This window comes from Streptomyces sp. ATCC 21386, from assembly GCF_018728545.1.
Classification (GTDB): domain Bacteria; phylum Actinomycetota; class Actinomycetes; order Streptomycetales; family Streptomycetaceae; genus Streptomyces.
Window position 1 is genome coordinate 979,444 of the sequence record NZ_JAAVVL010000001.1, and the last position, 14,676, is coordinate 994,119.

A 14,676-nucleotide genomic window follows, 5' to 3' on the forward strand; every position below is an offset into this window, starting at 1 on the left:
GCGCGGCACGCCCCGGCGGAACCCCTCGGCTGTACCCCCGGCGGAACCCCCGGCGGAGCCCGCCCCCTACGCCGGGTGGCCGATCAGCATGGTGGGGGCTCCGGCTACCCGGGTCAGGAAGACCGTGGCCGAGTTGCGGCCCTGCGGCTTGACCTTCTTGCGCAGTTCCTCCGGTTCGACGGCCGACCCCCGCTTCTTCACCGTGAGGATGCCGACCTCCCGCTCGCGCAGCAGGGCCTTCAGCTTCTTCACGTTGAAGGGCAGTCGGTCGGTGATCTCGTACGCCGTCGCGTACGGGGTGACACGGTGCTCGTCGGCCGTGACGTAGGCGATCGTGGGGTCGATCAGCCCGCCCGCCAGTTCCTCGGCGACCTCGGCGACCAGGTGGGCGCGGATGACGGCACCGTCGGGCTCGTACAGGTACCGGCCCACCGGGCGGACCGGGGGGTCGGGCAGCATCGTCGCGGGGGTGGCGCGGACACCCGCCCCGGCGGGCAGCAGCATCGCCTGCCGCGCCCCCGGCGTCCCGTCCGCCCGGAACCAGAGCACGGCCTCCTTCACGTCCCCGCCGTCGGAGATCCACTCGGCCTCGGCCTCCGGGGGAATCGCCTCGTGCGGGATGCCCGGCGCGATCTTCAACGCGCCGAGCGGCGCCTTCAGCGCGGCCGACACGGCCCAGGACAAGGGCGGGGAGTAGGCCTCAGGGTCGAAGATCCGGCCGCGCTTGGAGGAACGCCGGGCCGGGTCGACGAACACGGCGTCGTACCCGTCCGTGTCCACCTCCGTCACATCCGCCTCACGCACCTCGATCAGCTCGGCCAGTCCGAGCGCGTCGGCGTTGGCGCGGGCCACCGCCACGGTCAGCGGGTCGCGGTCGACGGCCAGCACCCGGACCCCGGCGCGCGCGAACGCGATCGCGTCCCCGCCGATCCCGCAGCACAGATCGGCGACCGACCGCACGCCCAGCGTCCGGAGACGCTCGGCCCGGTACGTCGCCACGCTCGTCCTGGTCGACTGCTCGACCCCGTTCGGCGTGAAGAACATCCGCCCCGCGTCCGCCGCGCCGAACTTCGCCGCCGCCCGCTGCCGCAGCCGGGCCTGGGCCAGCGCCGCCGAGACCAGTTCGGCCGGGTGGTCGCGGCGCAGCCGGGTCGCCACGGCCAGCTCCCGGGCCGGCTCGGTGTCGCGCACCTCGTCGAGGAGGGCGCGGCCCTCGGGCGTGAGGAGGGGGGTGAGGAAGGTGGCGGGGTCGAGGTCGTTCACCGGGTCATTGTCGGTCAGGCGGACGGCGCCGGGGCCAGGGGGAGGGCGGTCCGGGCCAGGGAGAGGGAGGTACGGGACCGAGGGAGGGCGGTGTGGGCCAGTCGGTGGATGGTCGGGGGACCGTGGCGGTGTCGGGGCGGTGGAGGCGGGCCGCCCTGCGAGGATGCGGCGCCATGCGATTCGTACGACAAAATGATGTAAAGAGTGCGAAGCGGGCGGGGCTTCTCGGGGGGTGTGGCGGTGTCCGGGGCGGCATCGCGCTGCTCGCCGCCGCGGCCGTGATGTCCGGATGCGGCGGGGGAGGCGCCGAGGAGGGCCCGGAGCGGGGCTCCGCCGGGCGGCGAGGGGCGGCCGAGGCCGGAGAGGCCGCAGGGACCGCCGAACCCGCCCACGGCCAGCAGCGCGGGGCGCGACAGGACGGACAGCGGCGCCTCGACGCGCCCGCGGCACGGGCTCTCGACGCGTACGCCGGGAAGGTGCGCCGGGCGCAGGCCGCGCGGGTCGCCGCCGCGAAGCACTGGGGGCTGGCGAAGGTGCCGCTGAGCGCTCCCGCGCCGCCGGTACGGAAGCCGGAACTCAGGACCCGTGAGGGGTTCGAGGTCGACGGGCACGCGGAGGACGGCCTGCCCCCGGTCTTCACCACCGTCCCCACCCGCCACAAGGTCGTCTTCCTCACCATCGACGACGGCGCCGAGAAGGACCCCGCGTTCCTGCGGATGATGACCGACCTGCGGATCCCGTACACCGCCTTCCTCAGCGACTACCTGATCAAGGAGGACTACGGCTACTTCGCACGGATGCGGGACCGTGGCGTCGCCCTGCACAACCACACCCTCCGCCACCGCCACCTGCCCCCGCTCTCCTACGCCGCGCAGAAGCACGAGATCTGCGGCATGCAGGACGTGATGGAGAAGCGGTACGGCACCCGGCCCACCCTCTTCCGGCCGCCGTACGGCAGCTACGACCGGGACACCCTGCGCGCCGCCGCGACCTGCGGGGTCAAGGCCGTCCCGCTCTGGAACGAGGAGGTCTTCGTCGACCGCTGGGACTACCGCGAGTCGGACCGCGAACTCCGCCCCGGCGACATCGTCCTCAGCCACTTCCGGGGCACGTCCGACTGGAAGGGCACCATGCCCGACATGATCCGCCGCTTCCTGAACCTGGTCACCGCCGAGGGGTACGCGGTGGCGAGGCTGGAGGACTACCTGTGAGGGCCTACGGGGGCGGGCCGGGACCTGCGCGGGACGGGAGGAGACCTGTTCGGGGCGGGGGACGCGGTCCGGGTGCGCTGGGCGTACGTCGTGCGCTGGGCGTACGCCGTGGGTGGGGTGCACGTCGTGGGCGGGGCGCGGGCCGTGACGGGAGCGCGGCCCGTGGGCGGCGTGCGGGCCGTCCGTGGAGCACCGCCCGTGAGTGGGGCGTAGAACGCGCGGGGAGTGCAGGTCGTGCGCGGGGCTCAGGTCGTGCGCGGGGCGTCACCGACGCCCGGACGTCAGCCCCCCGCCCCCTGGGCGCGACCGCCCTCGCCGCCGTCGCCGCCCTCACGGCCCTGACCGCTCTGCTCCTCACCGGGTGCGCGGCCGCCCCGTCGGCATCCGGACCCACCGTCCCGCGCCCGGGTGCGGGCGGGCCGGTGCAGCCCCGCCCCGCACCTCCCCACTCCGGCGCGCACACCCCCGCACGCCCCCACCCCCACCCTTCGTCACCCCCCTACCGCCGCTGGGGCCTCCCCGCCCCCCTCGCCCCCGCGCCCGAGAAGCCCCACCGGTCCCCGGCGCCCCGCGCGGCGGGGCCGGGGCTGCCGCCGGTCGTGGACCGGGTGCCGACCCGGGACAAGGTCGTCTTCCTGACGTACGACGACGGGGCCGAGAAGGACCCCCGGTTCGTCGACATGGTGCGCGAGCTGCGGCTGCCGGTGAGCATGTTCCTGACGGACAGCGTCGTGGGGCCCGGGTACGGCCACTTCGCACGGCTGCGGGCGGTCGGCGCCACCGTGCAGAACCACACGCTCGACCACACCGCCCTGCGCGGCCTGCCGTACGCCGGGCAGCGCGCCGAGATCTGCGGCCAGCAGCACAAGCTCAAACAGCGCTTCGGCGTCCGGCCGACCCTCTTCCGCCCGCCCTACGGCGTCTACGACACCACCACGCTCCGCGCCGCCGCCGACTGCGGCCTCTCCGCGGTGGTCCTGTGGCGCGCTTCCATGCAGATCCACGACCTCCGCTACGCCGTCGGCGACCGCCTCCGCCCGGGCGACATCGTCCTCGCCGGCTTCCGGGGCCCCGACCAGCTCAAGGGCACCACTCTCACGGAGATGACGACCCGGCTGCTGCGCCGCATCCAGGAGCAGGGACTGACGGTCGGCCGCCTGGAGGACTACCTCTGACACCGCGACGACCGACCGCCACAACCCGCTCGATTAGCAGTCCGCTTGACCGAGTGCTAATCGCGGTCATAGTCTCAGGTCTGGCACTCCCCCCTGGAGAGTGCCAACAACGCGACGGGCAGGTCCGGCACCCGCGACGACGGATCCACCTGGTCGCCACCTCAGACAGTTAACCCCGTGAGATCTCCGAAGGGGGAGGTCGGATCGTGACGACCACCAGCTCCAAGGTTGCCATCAAGCCGCTCGAGGACCGCATCGTGGTCCAGCCGCTCGACGCCGAGCAGACCACCGCCTCTGGCCTGGTCATCCCGGACACCGCGAAGGAGAAGCCCCAGGAGGGCGTCGTCCTCGCCGTCGGTCCGGGCCGCTTCGAGGACGGCCAGCGGCTGCCGCTCGACGTCTCCGTCGGCGACATCGTGCTGTACAGCAAGTACGGCGGCACCGAGGTGAAGTACAACGGCGAGGAGTACCTCGTCCTCTCGGCTCGCGACGTGCTCGCGATCGTCGAGAAGTAATTCACCCGCTTCCTCACCGAAGCACCTTGCTTTTGAGCTGCGCCCTTGGCCCCCGCGACCACTAACAAGCCGGGCGTCGGGGGCGCAGTTCGTTTCACCCACGTTTTCCGAGAGGGCTGAACCGCTCCCATGGCGAAGATCCTGAAGTTCGACGAGGACGCCCGTCGCGCCCTCGAGCGCGGCGTCAACAAGCTTGCCGACACGGTCAAGGTGACGATCGGCCCCAAGGGCCGCAACGTCGTCATCGACAAGAAGTTCGGCGCCCCCACCATCACCAACGACGGTGTGACCATCGCCCGCGAGGTCGAGGTCGAGGACCCGTACGAGAACCTCGGCGCCCAGCTGGTGAAGGAGGTGGCGACCAAGACCAACGACATCGCGGGTGACGGCACCACCACCGCCACCGTGCTCGCCCAGGCGCTGGTGCGCGAGGGCCTGAAGAACGTCGCCGCCGGTGCCTCCCCGGCCGCCCTGAAGAAGGGCATCGACGCCGCCGTCGCCGCGGTCTCCGAGGACCTGCTCGCCACGGCCCGTCCGATCGAGGAGAAGTCCGACATCGCCGCCGTCGCCGCGCTGTCCGCTCAGGACCAGCAGGTCGGCGAGCTCATCGCCGAGGCGATGGACAAGGTCGGCAAGGACGGTGTCATCACCGTCGAGGAGTCCAACACCTTCGGTCTGGAGCTGGACTTCACCGAGGGCATGGCCTTCGACAAGGGCTACCTCTCGCCGTACTTCGTCACCGACCAGGAGCGTATGGAGGCCGTCCTCGACGACCCGTACATCCTCATCCACCAGGGCAAGATCGGCGCCATCGCCGACCTGCTGCCGCTGCTGGAGAAGGTCATCCAGGCCAACGCCTCCAAGCCGCTGCTGATCATCGCCGAGGACGTCGAGGGCGAGGCCCTGTCGACCCTGGTCGTCAACAAGATCCGCGGCACCTTCAACGCGGTCGCGGTCAAGGCCCCCGGCTTCGGCGACCGTCGCAAGGCGATGCTGCAGGACATGGCGACGCTGACCGGCGCCGAGGTCATCTCCGAGGAGGTCGGCCTCAAGCTCGACCAGGTCGGCCTGGACGTGCTCGGCTCCGCCCGCCGCGTCACCGTCACCAAGGACGACACCACGATCGTCGACGGCGCCGGTGACTCCGGTGCGGTCCAGGGCCGCGTCGCCCAGATCAAGGCCGAGATCGAGAACACGGACTCCGACTGGGACCGCGAGAAGCTCCAGGAGCGCCTCGCGAAGCTGGCCGGCGGCGTGTGCGTCATCAAGGTCGGCGCCGCCACCGAGGTGGAGCTGAAGGAGAAGAAGCACCGTCTGGAGGACGCCATCTCCGCGACCCGCGCCGCGGTCGAGGAGGGCATCGTCTCCGGTGGTGGCTCCGCGCTCGTCCACGCCGTGAAGGTCCTCGAGGGCAACCTCGGCAAGACCGGCGACGAGGCCACGGGTGTCGCGGTCGTCCGCAAGGCCGCCGTCGAGCCGCTGCGCTGGATCGCCGAGAACGCTGGCCTGGAGGGCTACGTCATCACCTCCAAGGTCGCCGAGCTCGACAAGGGCCAGGGCTTCAACGCCGCCACCGGCGAGTACGGCGACCTGGTCAAGGCCGGCGTCATCGACCCGGTCAAGGTCACCCGCTCCGCCCTGGAGAACGCCGCCTCCATCGCCTCCCTCCTCCTGACGACCGAGACCCTGGTCGTCGAGAAGAAGGAAGAGGAGCCGGCCGAGGCGGGCCACGGCGGTCACGGCCACGCCCACTGACGTACGACGTCGGTAAGCCGTAGGCGAAGGCCCGGCACCCCTCGGGGTGCCGGGCCTTCCCGCGTCCGCGTCCCCGCCTACTTCTCCAGATCGTCCAGCGCGCCCAACTGCCCCATCAGCCCCAGCCGGTCGTACTCCCACCAACCCTCGGCGATCTTCCCCTCGGACGTGCACCGGTGCACGAGCGTCCCCGTCATCCGGACCGTCCGCCCAGTGGCCGGGATCCCGACGAAGTCCCCCTTGTGCGTCGCGTCCCACGACCACCGCGTGCACACCCGGTCACCCTGCGCGATCTGATCCTCCACGGTGAACTCGAAGTCGAACCCGCCCCGCCACTCCTCGACCGTCCTCCTGAACGCGTCCATCCCGATGGCGTCCGGTTCCTCGGAGGGAACGTGGTCGTGGTAGTCCTCCACGAGCAGATCGTCGAGCGGCGGCAGCTCCCCTTTCTTGGCGATGGTCGCGAGGAACCGCCGCGCGGTGGCCGCGTACAACTGCTCGTCGCGCACCACGTCCAGATCGGTGAACGTGGGCATCTCGTCGCACAGCGCCACCATCTCCTGGAAGATCCGCTCCGTCTCCGGCAGCCCGGAGTTCCGCATCGCCTCCTCGTACGAGGGGAACTCCACGATCTCCACGAAGTGCGAGCCGTCCGAGCGGTCCTTCCCGATCACGCTGTGTGTCGCGGTCCGCTTCCCCTTGGTCTGCTCCACCCAGGTGTCCATCAGCCGGTTCATCTCGTCGAACCTGCTGGTCCTGCAGTCGATGAGCTGCACGAATGTCATGACACACCGCCTTTGACCCCCCTGGGTCCGGATGAACAGCTCCATTGTCGCGCCGGGCCGCCGCCCCCACTCGCTGGGCCGTCCGGGGGACGGCTACTGCGGCCCGTACTTCCGGCCCGTCTTCGAGCTGATCCCGCCCAGCAGGGCGCGCGGCATCACCTTCACCACACCCATCAGCGCCTTGTAGCGGGGGTCCGGAACGGAGACGGACCTGCCGCGGGAGAGATCGGCGAGCGCGGCGGTGACGAGCTTGTCGGCGTCGAGCCACATCCAGGAAGGGATGTTGTCCGTGCCCATGCCGGCCCGCTCGTGGAACTCGGTACGGACGAAGCCGGGGCACAGTGCCATCAGCCGCACCCCGGTCCCGGCCAGATCCCGCGCGGCGCCCTGCGTGAACTGCACGACCCACGCCTTCGACGCCCCGTACGTGCCGCGCGGCACGAAGGCCGCCACCGACGCCACGTTCACCACACCGCCCCGACCGCGCTCGCGCATGGCCTCGGTGGCCGCCGAGGTCAGAAGCAGGACCGCCTCGCAGTGGACCTTGAGCATCCGCAGCTCGTCGGCCATGGAGACGTCGAGGAAACGACCCTTGTTGCCGAAGCCCGCGTTGTTGACCAGCAGGTCGACCGGGTTCTTGCGGTCCGCCAGCCGCCGCGCCACCGTCTCGATGCCGTCGTCCTCCGCGAGGTCCGCCGTCAGCACCTCCGCCTCGATGCCGTGCCGGTCGTGCAGCTCGGTCGCCTGCTCCCGCAGCCGCTTGGTGTCCCGCGCCACCAGCACCAGGTTGTGCCCGTCCGCCGCCAGCCGCCGTGCGAAGGCGGCGCCGATCCCCGCGGTCGATCCCGTAATCAGAGCCGTTGTCATGGCCCAAGCGTAGTGACCGGGACCGCACGGGTCCGATGGCTCCACCGCACGTTCACCAGCGACTTCGCCGACACCTCGGTGAACACCCGCACCGCCGTGGCACCTTCACCGGCACCCCGCATCGCACCGGCCCGTCACCCCTGCGCCGCCACGTACTTCCGCGCGATCTCCAGCACCTCCGGATGCAGGGCCTCGCCCGCCGCCAACAGCCGCGGCAGCAGGGAGTGCTGATCCATCACGGCGCGGAAGACGAGCGCCACGGTGACGTCGTGGTCGGGCCGGTGGACGATCTCGACCGGGTCGCCCGCGCTGATCTCGCCCGGCCGGATCACCCGCAGATACGCGCCGGGCGCGCCCTGGCGCGTGAAGCGCTTGACCCAGCCCCGCTCGCCCAGGTGGCGCTGGAAGTTGAGACAGGGGACGCGGCTGGAGGTGACCTCCAGGACCACCTCGGAGCCGATCCGCCAGCGCTCGCCGACGAGGGCGCCGGAGACGTCGAGGCCCTCGGTGGTGAGGTTCTCGCCGAAGACCCCGCTGGGCAGAGCGCGGCCCAGTTCGCGCTCCCAGCCGTCCAGGTCCTCCCGGGCGAAGGCGTAGACCGCCTGGTCGTCGCCGCCGTGGTGCTCGGTGTTGCACACCGAGTCCCCGGCCACCCCGCTGGCGCCGACCCCCCTGGGGCCGGGCGCCGCCACCCGCACCGGCCCGTCCACCGGCCGTTTGTCGATGCCCGAGACCTTCTTCGACTCCTCCACGACGTCGACGGCTCGGGCCCGGCCCACATTCAGTGACAGAAGCTTCATACCGGCACCGTAGGCGCGGACGGTCAAAGCGTCGACGCAATATCCGGCACGCGGTCCAAGCCCCGCTTATGCTCGACCGCGTGATCGAGGCCCGTCATCTCCGTGTCCTGCGCGCCGTCGCCACCACCGGCTCCTTCTCCGCCGCCGGCCGGGAACTCGGCTGCACCCAGCCCGCCGTCAGCCAGCAGATGAAGGCGCTCGAAGCCTCCGTCGGCACCCCGCTGCTGGTCCGCACCGGCCGGGAGATGCGGCTGACGCAGGCGGGCGAGGCGCTGGTACGGCACGCGGCCGGCATCCTCGCCGGGCTCACCGCGGCGGAGGAGGAGGTCGCCGCCATCGCCGGGCTGCGCGCCGGACGGGTCCGCCTGGTCTCCTTCCCCAGCGGCAGCTCCACCCTGGTGCCCACCGCCCTGGCGGCTCTGCGCGCCGATCATCCCGGCACCCGGGTCTCCCTGGAGGAGGCTGAGCCGCCGCAGTCGGTCGGGATGCTGCGCGACGGCGACTGCGACATCGCGCTGGCCTTCCGCTATGAGGGCGCACTGGGAGCGGAGGAGGGGGAGTGGGACGACCTGGTCGTGCGCCCCCTGCTCACCGACCGGCTCGTCGGGCTAGTCCCGCAGGGGCACCGGCTGGCCCGCGCGCGCTCCATCGGCATCGGGGAACTGGCAGGGGAATCCTGGATCGCCGGCTGCCCGCGCTGCCGGGGGCAACTGGTGCGGGTCTGCGAGAGCGCGGGCTTCACGCCCCGTATCGACTTCGCGACCGACGACTACCCGGCGGTGGTGGGGCTGGTGGGTGCGGGGCTGGGCGTGGCCGTGCTGCCGGAGCTGGCCGTGGAGTCCGTACGCCCCAAGGGGGTGCGCACGGTGTCGGTCGAGCCGGTGGTGCACCGGGAGATCGTGGCGCTCACCCTGCCCGACCTGGCCCTTGTGCCCACGGTCGCGGCGACGCTGGACCGGCTGGCCGGAGCGGCCTTGCGCTAGCGCCACGCGCTGAAGAAACGTTCTTTCAGGTATCCGAACCGCTGTCGCCACTGGACGCGGACGCCGTCACCAACCGGTGCCGGGCCCTGCCCATGAGCTCCTCGCGCTCGTCCTCGGTCAGTCCGCCCCACACGCCGTACGGCTCGCGCACCGCCAGGGCGTGGGCCGCGCACTGCGCGCGTACCGGGCATCGCATGCAGACCTCTTTGGCCGAGTTCTCACGAGCGCTCCGTGCCGCACCGCGTTCTCCTTCGGGATGGAAGAAGAGCGAGCTGTCGACCCCACGGCAGGCCGCGAGGAGCTGCCAGTCCCACAGATCAGCGTTCGGTCCGGGAAGGCGGGAGAAATCTGCCATTGCGTGTCCCCTTGTTGCCGTTCTGGGAGGAGATGTTGCCCATGACCGTACATCGACTATCTAAGGAGATGAAAATATGACTCATTGCGAATCTAGCCTCAGACACCAATAAATGGGAACAAAAACGTCTGAATGGGGCATAGGTTGTGATGAAACGTTGAGGGTCCATCGCGCATGTCTGCACCGTGTCCGCCCCCTCACGTAGAGTGCCGAAGGTGGCCAGCCATCCCGTAACTCTTTCGAGTGACCGTCGTTGAGACGGGCGGAGGCGGTTGAAGGAACAAGCGCTCGGGCGGGCGTTCGTGTCCGCTCGTGAGTGTCGACCGCACAGGTGACGATTTCGTACCAGCCTGGAGGCTCAAGGTGACGCGCATCAGCTGCGGAGGGCGGCCATGACATCCGTCCTCGTCTGCGACGACTCCCCGCTTGCCCGAGAGGCGCTGCGCCGCGCGGTGGCGACCGTGCCCGGCGTCGAGCGCGTGACCACGGCGGCCAACGGCGAGGAAGTCCTCCGCCGCTGGGGGGCCGACCGCTCGGACCTGATTCTGATGGACGTACGCATGCCCGGCCTGGGCGGCGTCGAGACCGTACGGCGGCTGCTGTCCGCCGACCCCGGGGCGCGCATCATCATGCTGACCGTCGCCGAGGACCTGGACGGCGTGGCCCTCGCGGTCGCCGCCGGCGCACGGGGCTATCTGCACAAGGACGCCTCCCGCGCGGAGCTGCGTGCCACGGTCACCCAGGCCCTCGCCGACCCGACCTGGCGGCTCGCCCCGCGCCGGCTGCGCTCCGCCGAGATGGGTGCCGCGCCGACGCTCACCGCCCGGGAGATCCAGGTCCTGGAGGGCATGAGCCACGGCCGCTCCAACGCCGAGATCGGTCGCGAGCTGTTCCTCTCCGAGGACACGGTCAAGACCCACGCCCGGCGCCTGTTCAAGAAGCTCGGCGCCTCGGACCGCGCGCACGCGGTGGCGCTCGGCTTCCGCTGGGGTCTGGTCCGCTGAGTGGACCGTGCCGGGGGTGGTCCCCCACGAGGGAGGAGCCCCGCCTGCCGCACGGCCGGCGGGGGTGACGAGACGATCCGCCGGGTGCCCGCTGCTCGTTTCGCCGCGGATGCCGCATCCTTGAGGTGTGGAGTTCCTAGGGGAGCAGTCGAACGAGCGGGAGGGGAGGGCGCAGGAGATGAGTTCCGGCGCACCTGCTCATAACGCTTCGGTGCACAACCATGGACGTGGCGCCACGGACCGGACGGCCGCAAGGCACCATGGACCGATGCGCGACGACGAGACGACAGTGATCGGTGCGCTCGTGCATCGCGCGGTCGACGGGGACGAGCAGGCCACGCACGATCTGCTCGCCCATGTCCACCCCCTGGCGCTGCGCTACTGCCGCACCCGTCTGTCCCGGCTGCCGGGCGACGCGCGGCACTTCGTGGAGGACCTGGCGCAGGAGGTCTGTGTCGCCGTCCTCCTCGCGCTGCCGCGCTACAAGGACACCGGAAGGCCGTTCGAGGCGTTCGTCTTCGCCATCGCCGGCCACAAGGTCGCCGACCTCCAGCGGGCCGCGATGCGCCACCCCGGATCGACGGCCGTCCCCTCGGACGAGATGCCGGAGCGCCCCGACGACTCCCTCGGCCCCGAGGAACGCGCCCTGCTCAGCAGTGACGCCGAGTGGGCCAAGAAGCTCCTGGCCAACCTCCCGGAGAACCAGCGCGAGCTGCTGCTGCTGAGGATCGCGGTGGGGCTCACGGCCGAGGAGACCGGACAGATGCTGGGGATGTCGCCGGGTGCGGTCCGGGTGGCCCAGCACCGGGCGCTGAGCAGACTCCGGGCGCTGGCGGAGCAGTAGACGCGGTCGCACGGGCCTCGGGGCGCCCCGCATGAACACGCGGGGCGCCTTTTCCGTACGAACATACGAAGCCCGGCAGGACTTCGTACCGTGGAATGTGTGCCCCGCGCTTCCCGTTAGCATGGACATCCGCACCGATCAAGGCCATTTGGGGAAGGTGTCATGACTGCCAACGTCGACGGAGTGCCCGATAAATTCGCGACGCTCGGGCTGACCTACGACGACGTGCTGCTGCTGCCCGGCGCGTCGGACATGGCACCCGACGAGATCGACACCGCCTCGTACGTCTCCAAGAACGTGCGGGTGAACATCCCGCTGCTCTCGGCCGCGATGGACAAGGTCACCGAGTCCCGCATGGCGATCGCCATGGCCCGTCAGGGCGGCGTCGGCGTGCTGCACCGCAACCTGTCCATCGAGGACCAGGCCAACCAGGTCGACCTGGTGAAGCGCTCCGAGTCCGGCATGGTCGCCGACCCGATCACCGTGCACCCGGACGCCACGCTCGCCGAGGCCGACGCGCTCTGCGCCAAGTTCCGCATCAGCGGCGTGCCCGTGACCGACGGCAACAAGAAGCTGCTCGGCATCGTCACCAACCGCGACATGGCCTTCGAGACCGACCGTTCGCAGCGGGTCCGCGAGGTCATGACGCCGATGCCGCTGGTCACCGGCAAGGTCGGCATCTCCGGCGTCGAGGCCATGGAGCTGCTGCGCAAGCACAAGATCGAGAAGCTGCCGCTGGTCGACGACGCGGGCATCCTCAAGGGCCTCATCACGGTCAAGGACTTCGTCAAGGCCGAGAAGTACCCGCACGCGGCGAAGGACGGCGAGGGCCGCCTCCTCGTCGGCGCGGCCGTCGGGGTCGCCGGCGACGCCTTCGAGCGCGCCCAGGCCCTCATCGAGAACGGCGTCGACTTCATCGTCGTCGACACCGCCCACGGCCACTCCCGCCTGGTCGGCGACATGGTCGCCAAGATCAAGTCGAACTCCTCCGGTGTCGACGTCATCGGCGGCAACATCGCCACCCGTGACGGCGCCCAGGCCCTCATCGACGCCGGCGTGGACGGCATCAAGGTCGGCGTCGGTCCCGGCTCCATCTGCACGACCCGTGTCGTCGCCGGCATCGGCGTCCCGCAGGTCACCGCCATCTACGAGGCCTCCCTCGCCGCCAAGGAGGCCGGCATCCCGGTCATCGGCGACGGTGGCCTGCAGTACTCCGGCGACATCGCCAAGGCCCTGGTCGCGGGCGCCGACACCGTGATGCTCGGCTCGCTGCTCGCGGGCTGCGCCGAGTCGCCGGGCGAGCTGCTCTTCATCAACGGCAAGCAGTTCAAGTCGTACCGGGGCATGGGTTCGCTGGGCGCCATGCAGTCGCGCGGCGACCGCAAGTCGTTCTCCAAGGACCGCTACTTCCAGGAGGGCGTCGCCTCCGACGAGCAGCTCGTCCCCGAGGGCATCGAGGGCCAGGTGCCCTACCGGGGCCCGCTCTCCTCGGTCGTCCACCAGCTGGTCGGCGGCCTGCGCCAGTCGATGTTCTACGTCGGCGGCCGCACCGTCCCGGACCTGCAGGCGAACGGCCGGTTCGTCCGGATCACCTCCGCGGGGCTCAAGGAGAGCCACCCGCACGACATCCAGATGACCGTCGAGGCGCCGAACTACAGCCGCAAGTAGAACGCAAGCGGAAACGGCACACTGCTCCAGGGCGGTTCCGGGACTCCGGAACCGCCCTCGGCGTGCCCGTCGGCGATACTGGTAGACGCTGAACGCATCAGGGAAAGGCCACAGACGTGACTGAGATCGAGATCGGGCGCGGCAAGCGCGGCCGCCGGGCGTACGCCTTCGACGACATCGCCGTCGTCCCCAGCCGCCGTACGCGGGACCCGAAGGAGGTCTCGATCGCCTGGCAGATCGACGCCTACCGCTTCGAGCTGCCGTTCCTGGCCGCCCCCATGGACTCGGTCGTCTCCCCGGCCACCGCGATCCGCATCGGCGAGCTGGGTGGCCTGGGCGTCCTCAACCTCGAAGGTCTCTGGACCCGGTACGAGGACCCGCAGCCGCTGCTCGACGAGGTCACCGGCCTGCCCGAAGAGGCCGCGACCCGCCGTCTCCAGGAGATCTACGCCGCTCCCATCAAGGAGGAGCTGATCGGGCAGCGCATCAAGGAGGTGCGCGACTCGGGTGTGGTGACCGCCGCCGCGCTCTCCCCCCAGCGCACCGCCCAGTTCTCCAAGGCCGTCGTGGACGCGGGCGTCGACATCTTCGTGATCCGTGGCACGACCGTGTCGGCGGAGCACGTCTCCGGCTCGCACGAGCCGCTGAACCTGAAGCAGTTCATCTACGAGCTGGACGTTCCCGTGATCGTCGGCGGCTGCGCCACCTACACGGCCGCCCTGCACTTGATGCGCACCGGCGCGGCCGGCGTCCTCGTCGGTTTCGGCGGCGGCGCGGCCCACACCACGCGCAACGTGCTCGGCATCCGGGTCCCGATGGCAACGGCGGTCGCCGATGTCGCCGCGGCCCGCCGCGACTACATGGACGAGTCGGGCGGCCGGTACGTGCACGTCATCGCCGACGGCGGTGTCGGCTGGTCCGGTGACATCCCGAAGGCGATCGCCTGCGGCGCGGACGCGGTCATGATGGGCTCGCCGCTGGCCCGTGCCACGGACGCGCCCGGCAAGGGCAACCACTGGGGCATGGAGGCGGTGAACGAGGAACTGCCGCGCGGCAAGAAGGTCGACCTCGGGACCGTGGGCACGATCGAGGAGGTCCTCACCGGCCCCTCGCACACCCCCGACGGCTCCATGAACCTCTTCGGTGCGCTGCGGCGGGCGATGGCCACGACCGGGTACAGCGACCTGAAGGAGTTCCAGCGCGTCGAGGTGACGGTGGCGGACTCGACGCACATGCGGTGACGCTGCGCTCGGCTTGAGCGGGGCTTGGGGCTCGGTTGCCTTGGGGTGACCGGGCCCTTTGTGTGCCCAAGTGGCGTGGCGGGGGCGTGAGTTGCGGGGTGGGGGCGCGTGGGGGTGTTGGGGACGAATGTGGGCCGAATGGGCGTAGCCGGGCGATAGCGTTCGTGTCCGGCGCCCCAGTTCGGCTGGGAGCCCCCTTCCAAGGACCTG

General features: G+C 71.1%; 14 protein-coding genes. 9 read left to right on the forward strand and 5 right to left on the reverse strand.

Going from position 1 to position 14,676, the window contains the following annotated elements; translation table 11 throughout:
* Positions 1-66 precede the first annotated feature (66 nt).
* Positions 67-1,263: a methyltransferase domain-containing protein gene (locus GWK25_RS04400; RefSeq protein ID WP_215448563.1), complete on the reverse strand. Its 1,197-nt coding sequence runs from the start codon at positions 1,261-1,263 to the stop codon at positions 67-69.
* A 173-nt stretch (positions 1,264-1,436) separates the two neighbouring features.
* Between GWK25_RS04400 and GWK25_RS04405 the strand changes: the two genes are divergently transcribed.
* From GWK25_RS04405 to groL, 4 genes are all read left to right on the forward strand, one after another.
* Entirely contained in the window at positions 1,437-2,474 is a 1,038-nt protein-coding gene (locus tag GWK25_RS04405; RefSeq protein ID WP_251828704.1) for a polysaccharide deacetylase family protein, read from the forward strand.
* Positions 2,475-2,770: 296 nt separating this feature from the next.
* Complete coding sequence (locus GWK25_RS04410) at positions 2,771-3,649, forward strand: polysaccharide deacetylase family protein (protein WP_251829437.1); 879 nt, start codon at positions 2,771-2,773, stop codon at positions 3,647-3,649.
* 206 nt (positions 3,650-3,855) lie between these two features.
* Complete coding sequence (gene groES / locus GWK25_RS04415; protein ID WP_033527131.1) at positions 3,856-4,164, forward strand: co-chaperone GroES; 309 nt, start codon at positions 3,856-3,858, stop codon at positions 4,162-4,164.
* Positions 4,165-4,293: 129 nt separating this feature from the next.
* The gene (gene groL, locus GWK25_RS04420; RefSeq protein WP_215448564.1) at positions 4,294-5,919 is read left to right on the forward strand and encodes a chaperonin GroEL; all 1,626 of its coding nucleotides are present in this window, start codon (positions 4,294-4,296) and stop codon (positions 5,917-5,919) included.
* A gap of 77 nt (positions 5,920-5,996) precedes the next feature.
* Here the strand turns inward: groL and GWK25_RS04425 are convergent, their stop codons facing one another.
* The 3 genes from GWK25_RS04425 to GWK25_RS04435 all read right to left on the reverse strand — a co-directional run bounded on the left by GWK25_RS04425 (position 5,997) and on the right by GWK25_RS04435 (position 8,371).
* Entirely contained in the window at positions 5,997-6,704 is a 708-nt protein-coding gene (locus GWK25_RS04425) for an ester cyclase (protein WP_215448565.1), read from the reverse strand.
* Positions 6,705-6,797: 93 nt separating this feature from the next.
* A complete protein-coding gene (locus GWK25_RS04430; RefSeq protein ID WP_215448566.1) occupies positions 6,798-7,571 on the reverse strand; it encodes an SDR family oxidoreductase in 774 nt (257 codons plus the stop codon).
* Between the two features lie 134 nt (positions 7,572-7,705).
* The gene (locus tag GWK25_RS04435) at positions 7,706-8,371 is read right to left on the reverse strand and encodes an MOSC domain-containing protein (protein ID WP_215448567.1); all 666 of its coding nucleotides are present in this window, start codon (positions 8,369-8,371) and stop codon (positions 7,706-7,708) included.
* A gap of 80 nt (positions 8,372-8,451) precedes the next feature.
* Between GWK25_RS04435 and GWK25_RS04440 the strand changes: the two genes are divergently transcribed.
* The gene (locus GWK25_RS04440) at positions 8,452-9,354 is read left to right on the forward strand and encodes a LysR family transcriptional regulator (RefSeq protein WP_215448568.1); all 903 of its coding nucleotides are present in this window, start codon (positions 8,452-8,454) and stop codon (positions 9,352-9,354) included.
* A gap of 25 nt (positions 9,355-9,379) precedes the next feature.
* Here the strand turns inward: GWK25_RS04440 and GWK25_RS04445 are convergent, their stop codons facing one another.
* Complete coding sequence (locus GWK25_RS04445) at positions 9,380-9,709, reverse strand: WhiB family transcriptional regulator (RefSeq protein ID WP_215448569.1); 330 nt, start codon at positions 9,707-9,709, stop codon at positions 9,380-9,382.
* A gap of 392 nt (positions 9,710-10,101) precedes the next feature.
* Here GWK25_RS04445 and GWK25_RS04450 point away from each other — a divergent pair, with 392 nt between their 5' ends.
* The 4 genes from GWK25_RS04450 (at position 10,102) to GWK25_RS04465 (ending at position 14,466) form a co-directional block, all read left to right on the forward strand.
* Complete coding sequence (locus GWK25_RS04450) at positions 10,102-10,713, forward strand: response regulator transcription factor (protein ID WP_003948568.1); 612 nt, start codon at positions 10,102-10,104, stop codon at positions 10,711-10,713.
* Between the two features lie 268 nt (positions 10,714-10,981).
* Positions 10,982-11,557: a sigma-70 family RNA polymerase sigma factor gene (locus GWK25_RS04455; RefSeq protein ID WP_005481141.1), complete on the forward strand. Its 576-nt coding sequence runs from the start codon at positions 10,982-10,984 to the stop codon at positions 11,555-11,557.
* Between the two features lie 162 nt (positions 11,558-11,719).
* Positions 11,720-13,225: an IMP dehydrogenase gene (gene guaB, locus GWK25_RS04460; protein ID WP_215448570.1), complete on the forward strand. Its 1,506-nt coding sequence runs from the start codon at positions 11,720-11,722 to the stop codon at positions 13,223-13,225.
* 116 nt (positions 13,226-13,341) lie between these two features.
* Entirely contained in the window at positions 13,342-14,466 is a 1,125-nt protein-coding gene (locus tag GWK25_RS04465; protein ID WP_215448571.1) for a GuaB3 family IMP dehydrogenase-related protein, read from the forward strand.
* The last annotated feature ends 210 nt before the right edge of the window (positions 14,467-14,676 follow it).

Excerpts from the sequence above, each read along its gene's own strand:
- GWK25_RS04445 (WP_215448569.1), bottom strand. The coding sequence starts at position 9,709 with ATGGCAGATTTCTCCCGCCTTCCCGGACCGAACGCTGATCTGTGGGAC.
- GWK25_RS04425 (WP_215448565.1), bottom strand. The coding sequence starts at position 6,704 with ATGACATTCGTGCAGCTCATCGACTGCAGGACCAGCAGGTTCGACGAG.
- guaB (WP_215448570.1), top strand. The coding sequence starts at position 11,720 with ATGACTGCCAACGTCGACGGAGTGCCCGATAAATTCGCGACGCTCGGG.
- GWK25_RS04435 (WP_215448567.1), bottom strand. The coding sequence starts at position 8,371 with ATGAAGCTTCTGTCACTGAATGTGGGCCGGGCCCGAGCCGTCGACGTC.
- GWK25_RS04430 (WP_215448566.1), bottom strand. The coding sequence starts at position 7,571 with ATGACAACGGCTCTGATTACGGGATCGACCGCGGGGATCGGCGCCGCC.
- GWK25_RS04405 (WP_251828704.1), top strand. The coding sequence starts at position 1,437 with ATGCGATTCGTACGACAAAATGATGTAAAGAGTGCGAAGCGGGCGGGG.
- GWK25_RS04455 (WP_005481141.1), top strand. The coding sequence starts at position 10,982 with ATGCGCGACGACGAGACGACAGTGATCGGTGCGCTCGTGCATCGCGCG.
- groL (WP_215448564.1), top strand. The coding sequence starts at position 4,294 with ATGGCGAAGATCCTGAAGTTCGACGAGGACGCCCGTCGCGCCCTCGAG.
- GWK25_RS04450 (WP_003948568.1), top strand. The coding sequence starts at position 10,102 with ATGACATCCGTCCTCGTCTGCGACGACTCCCCGCTTGCCCGAGAGGCG.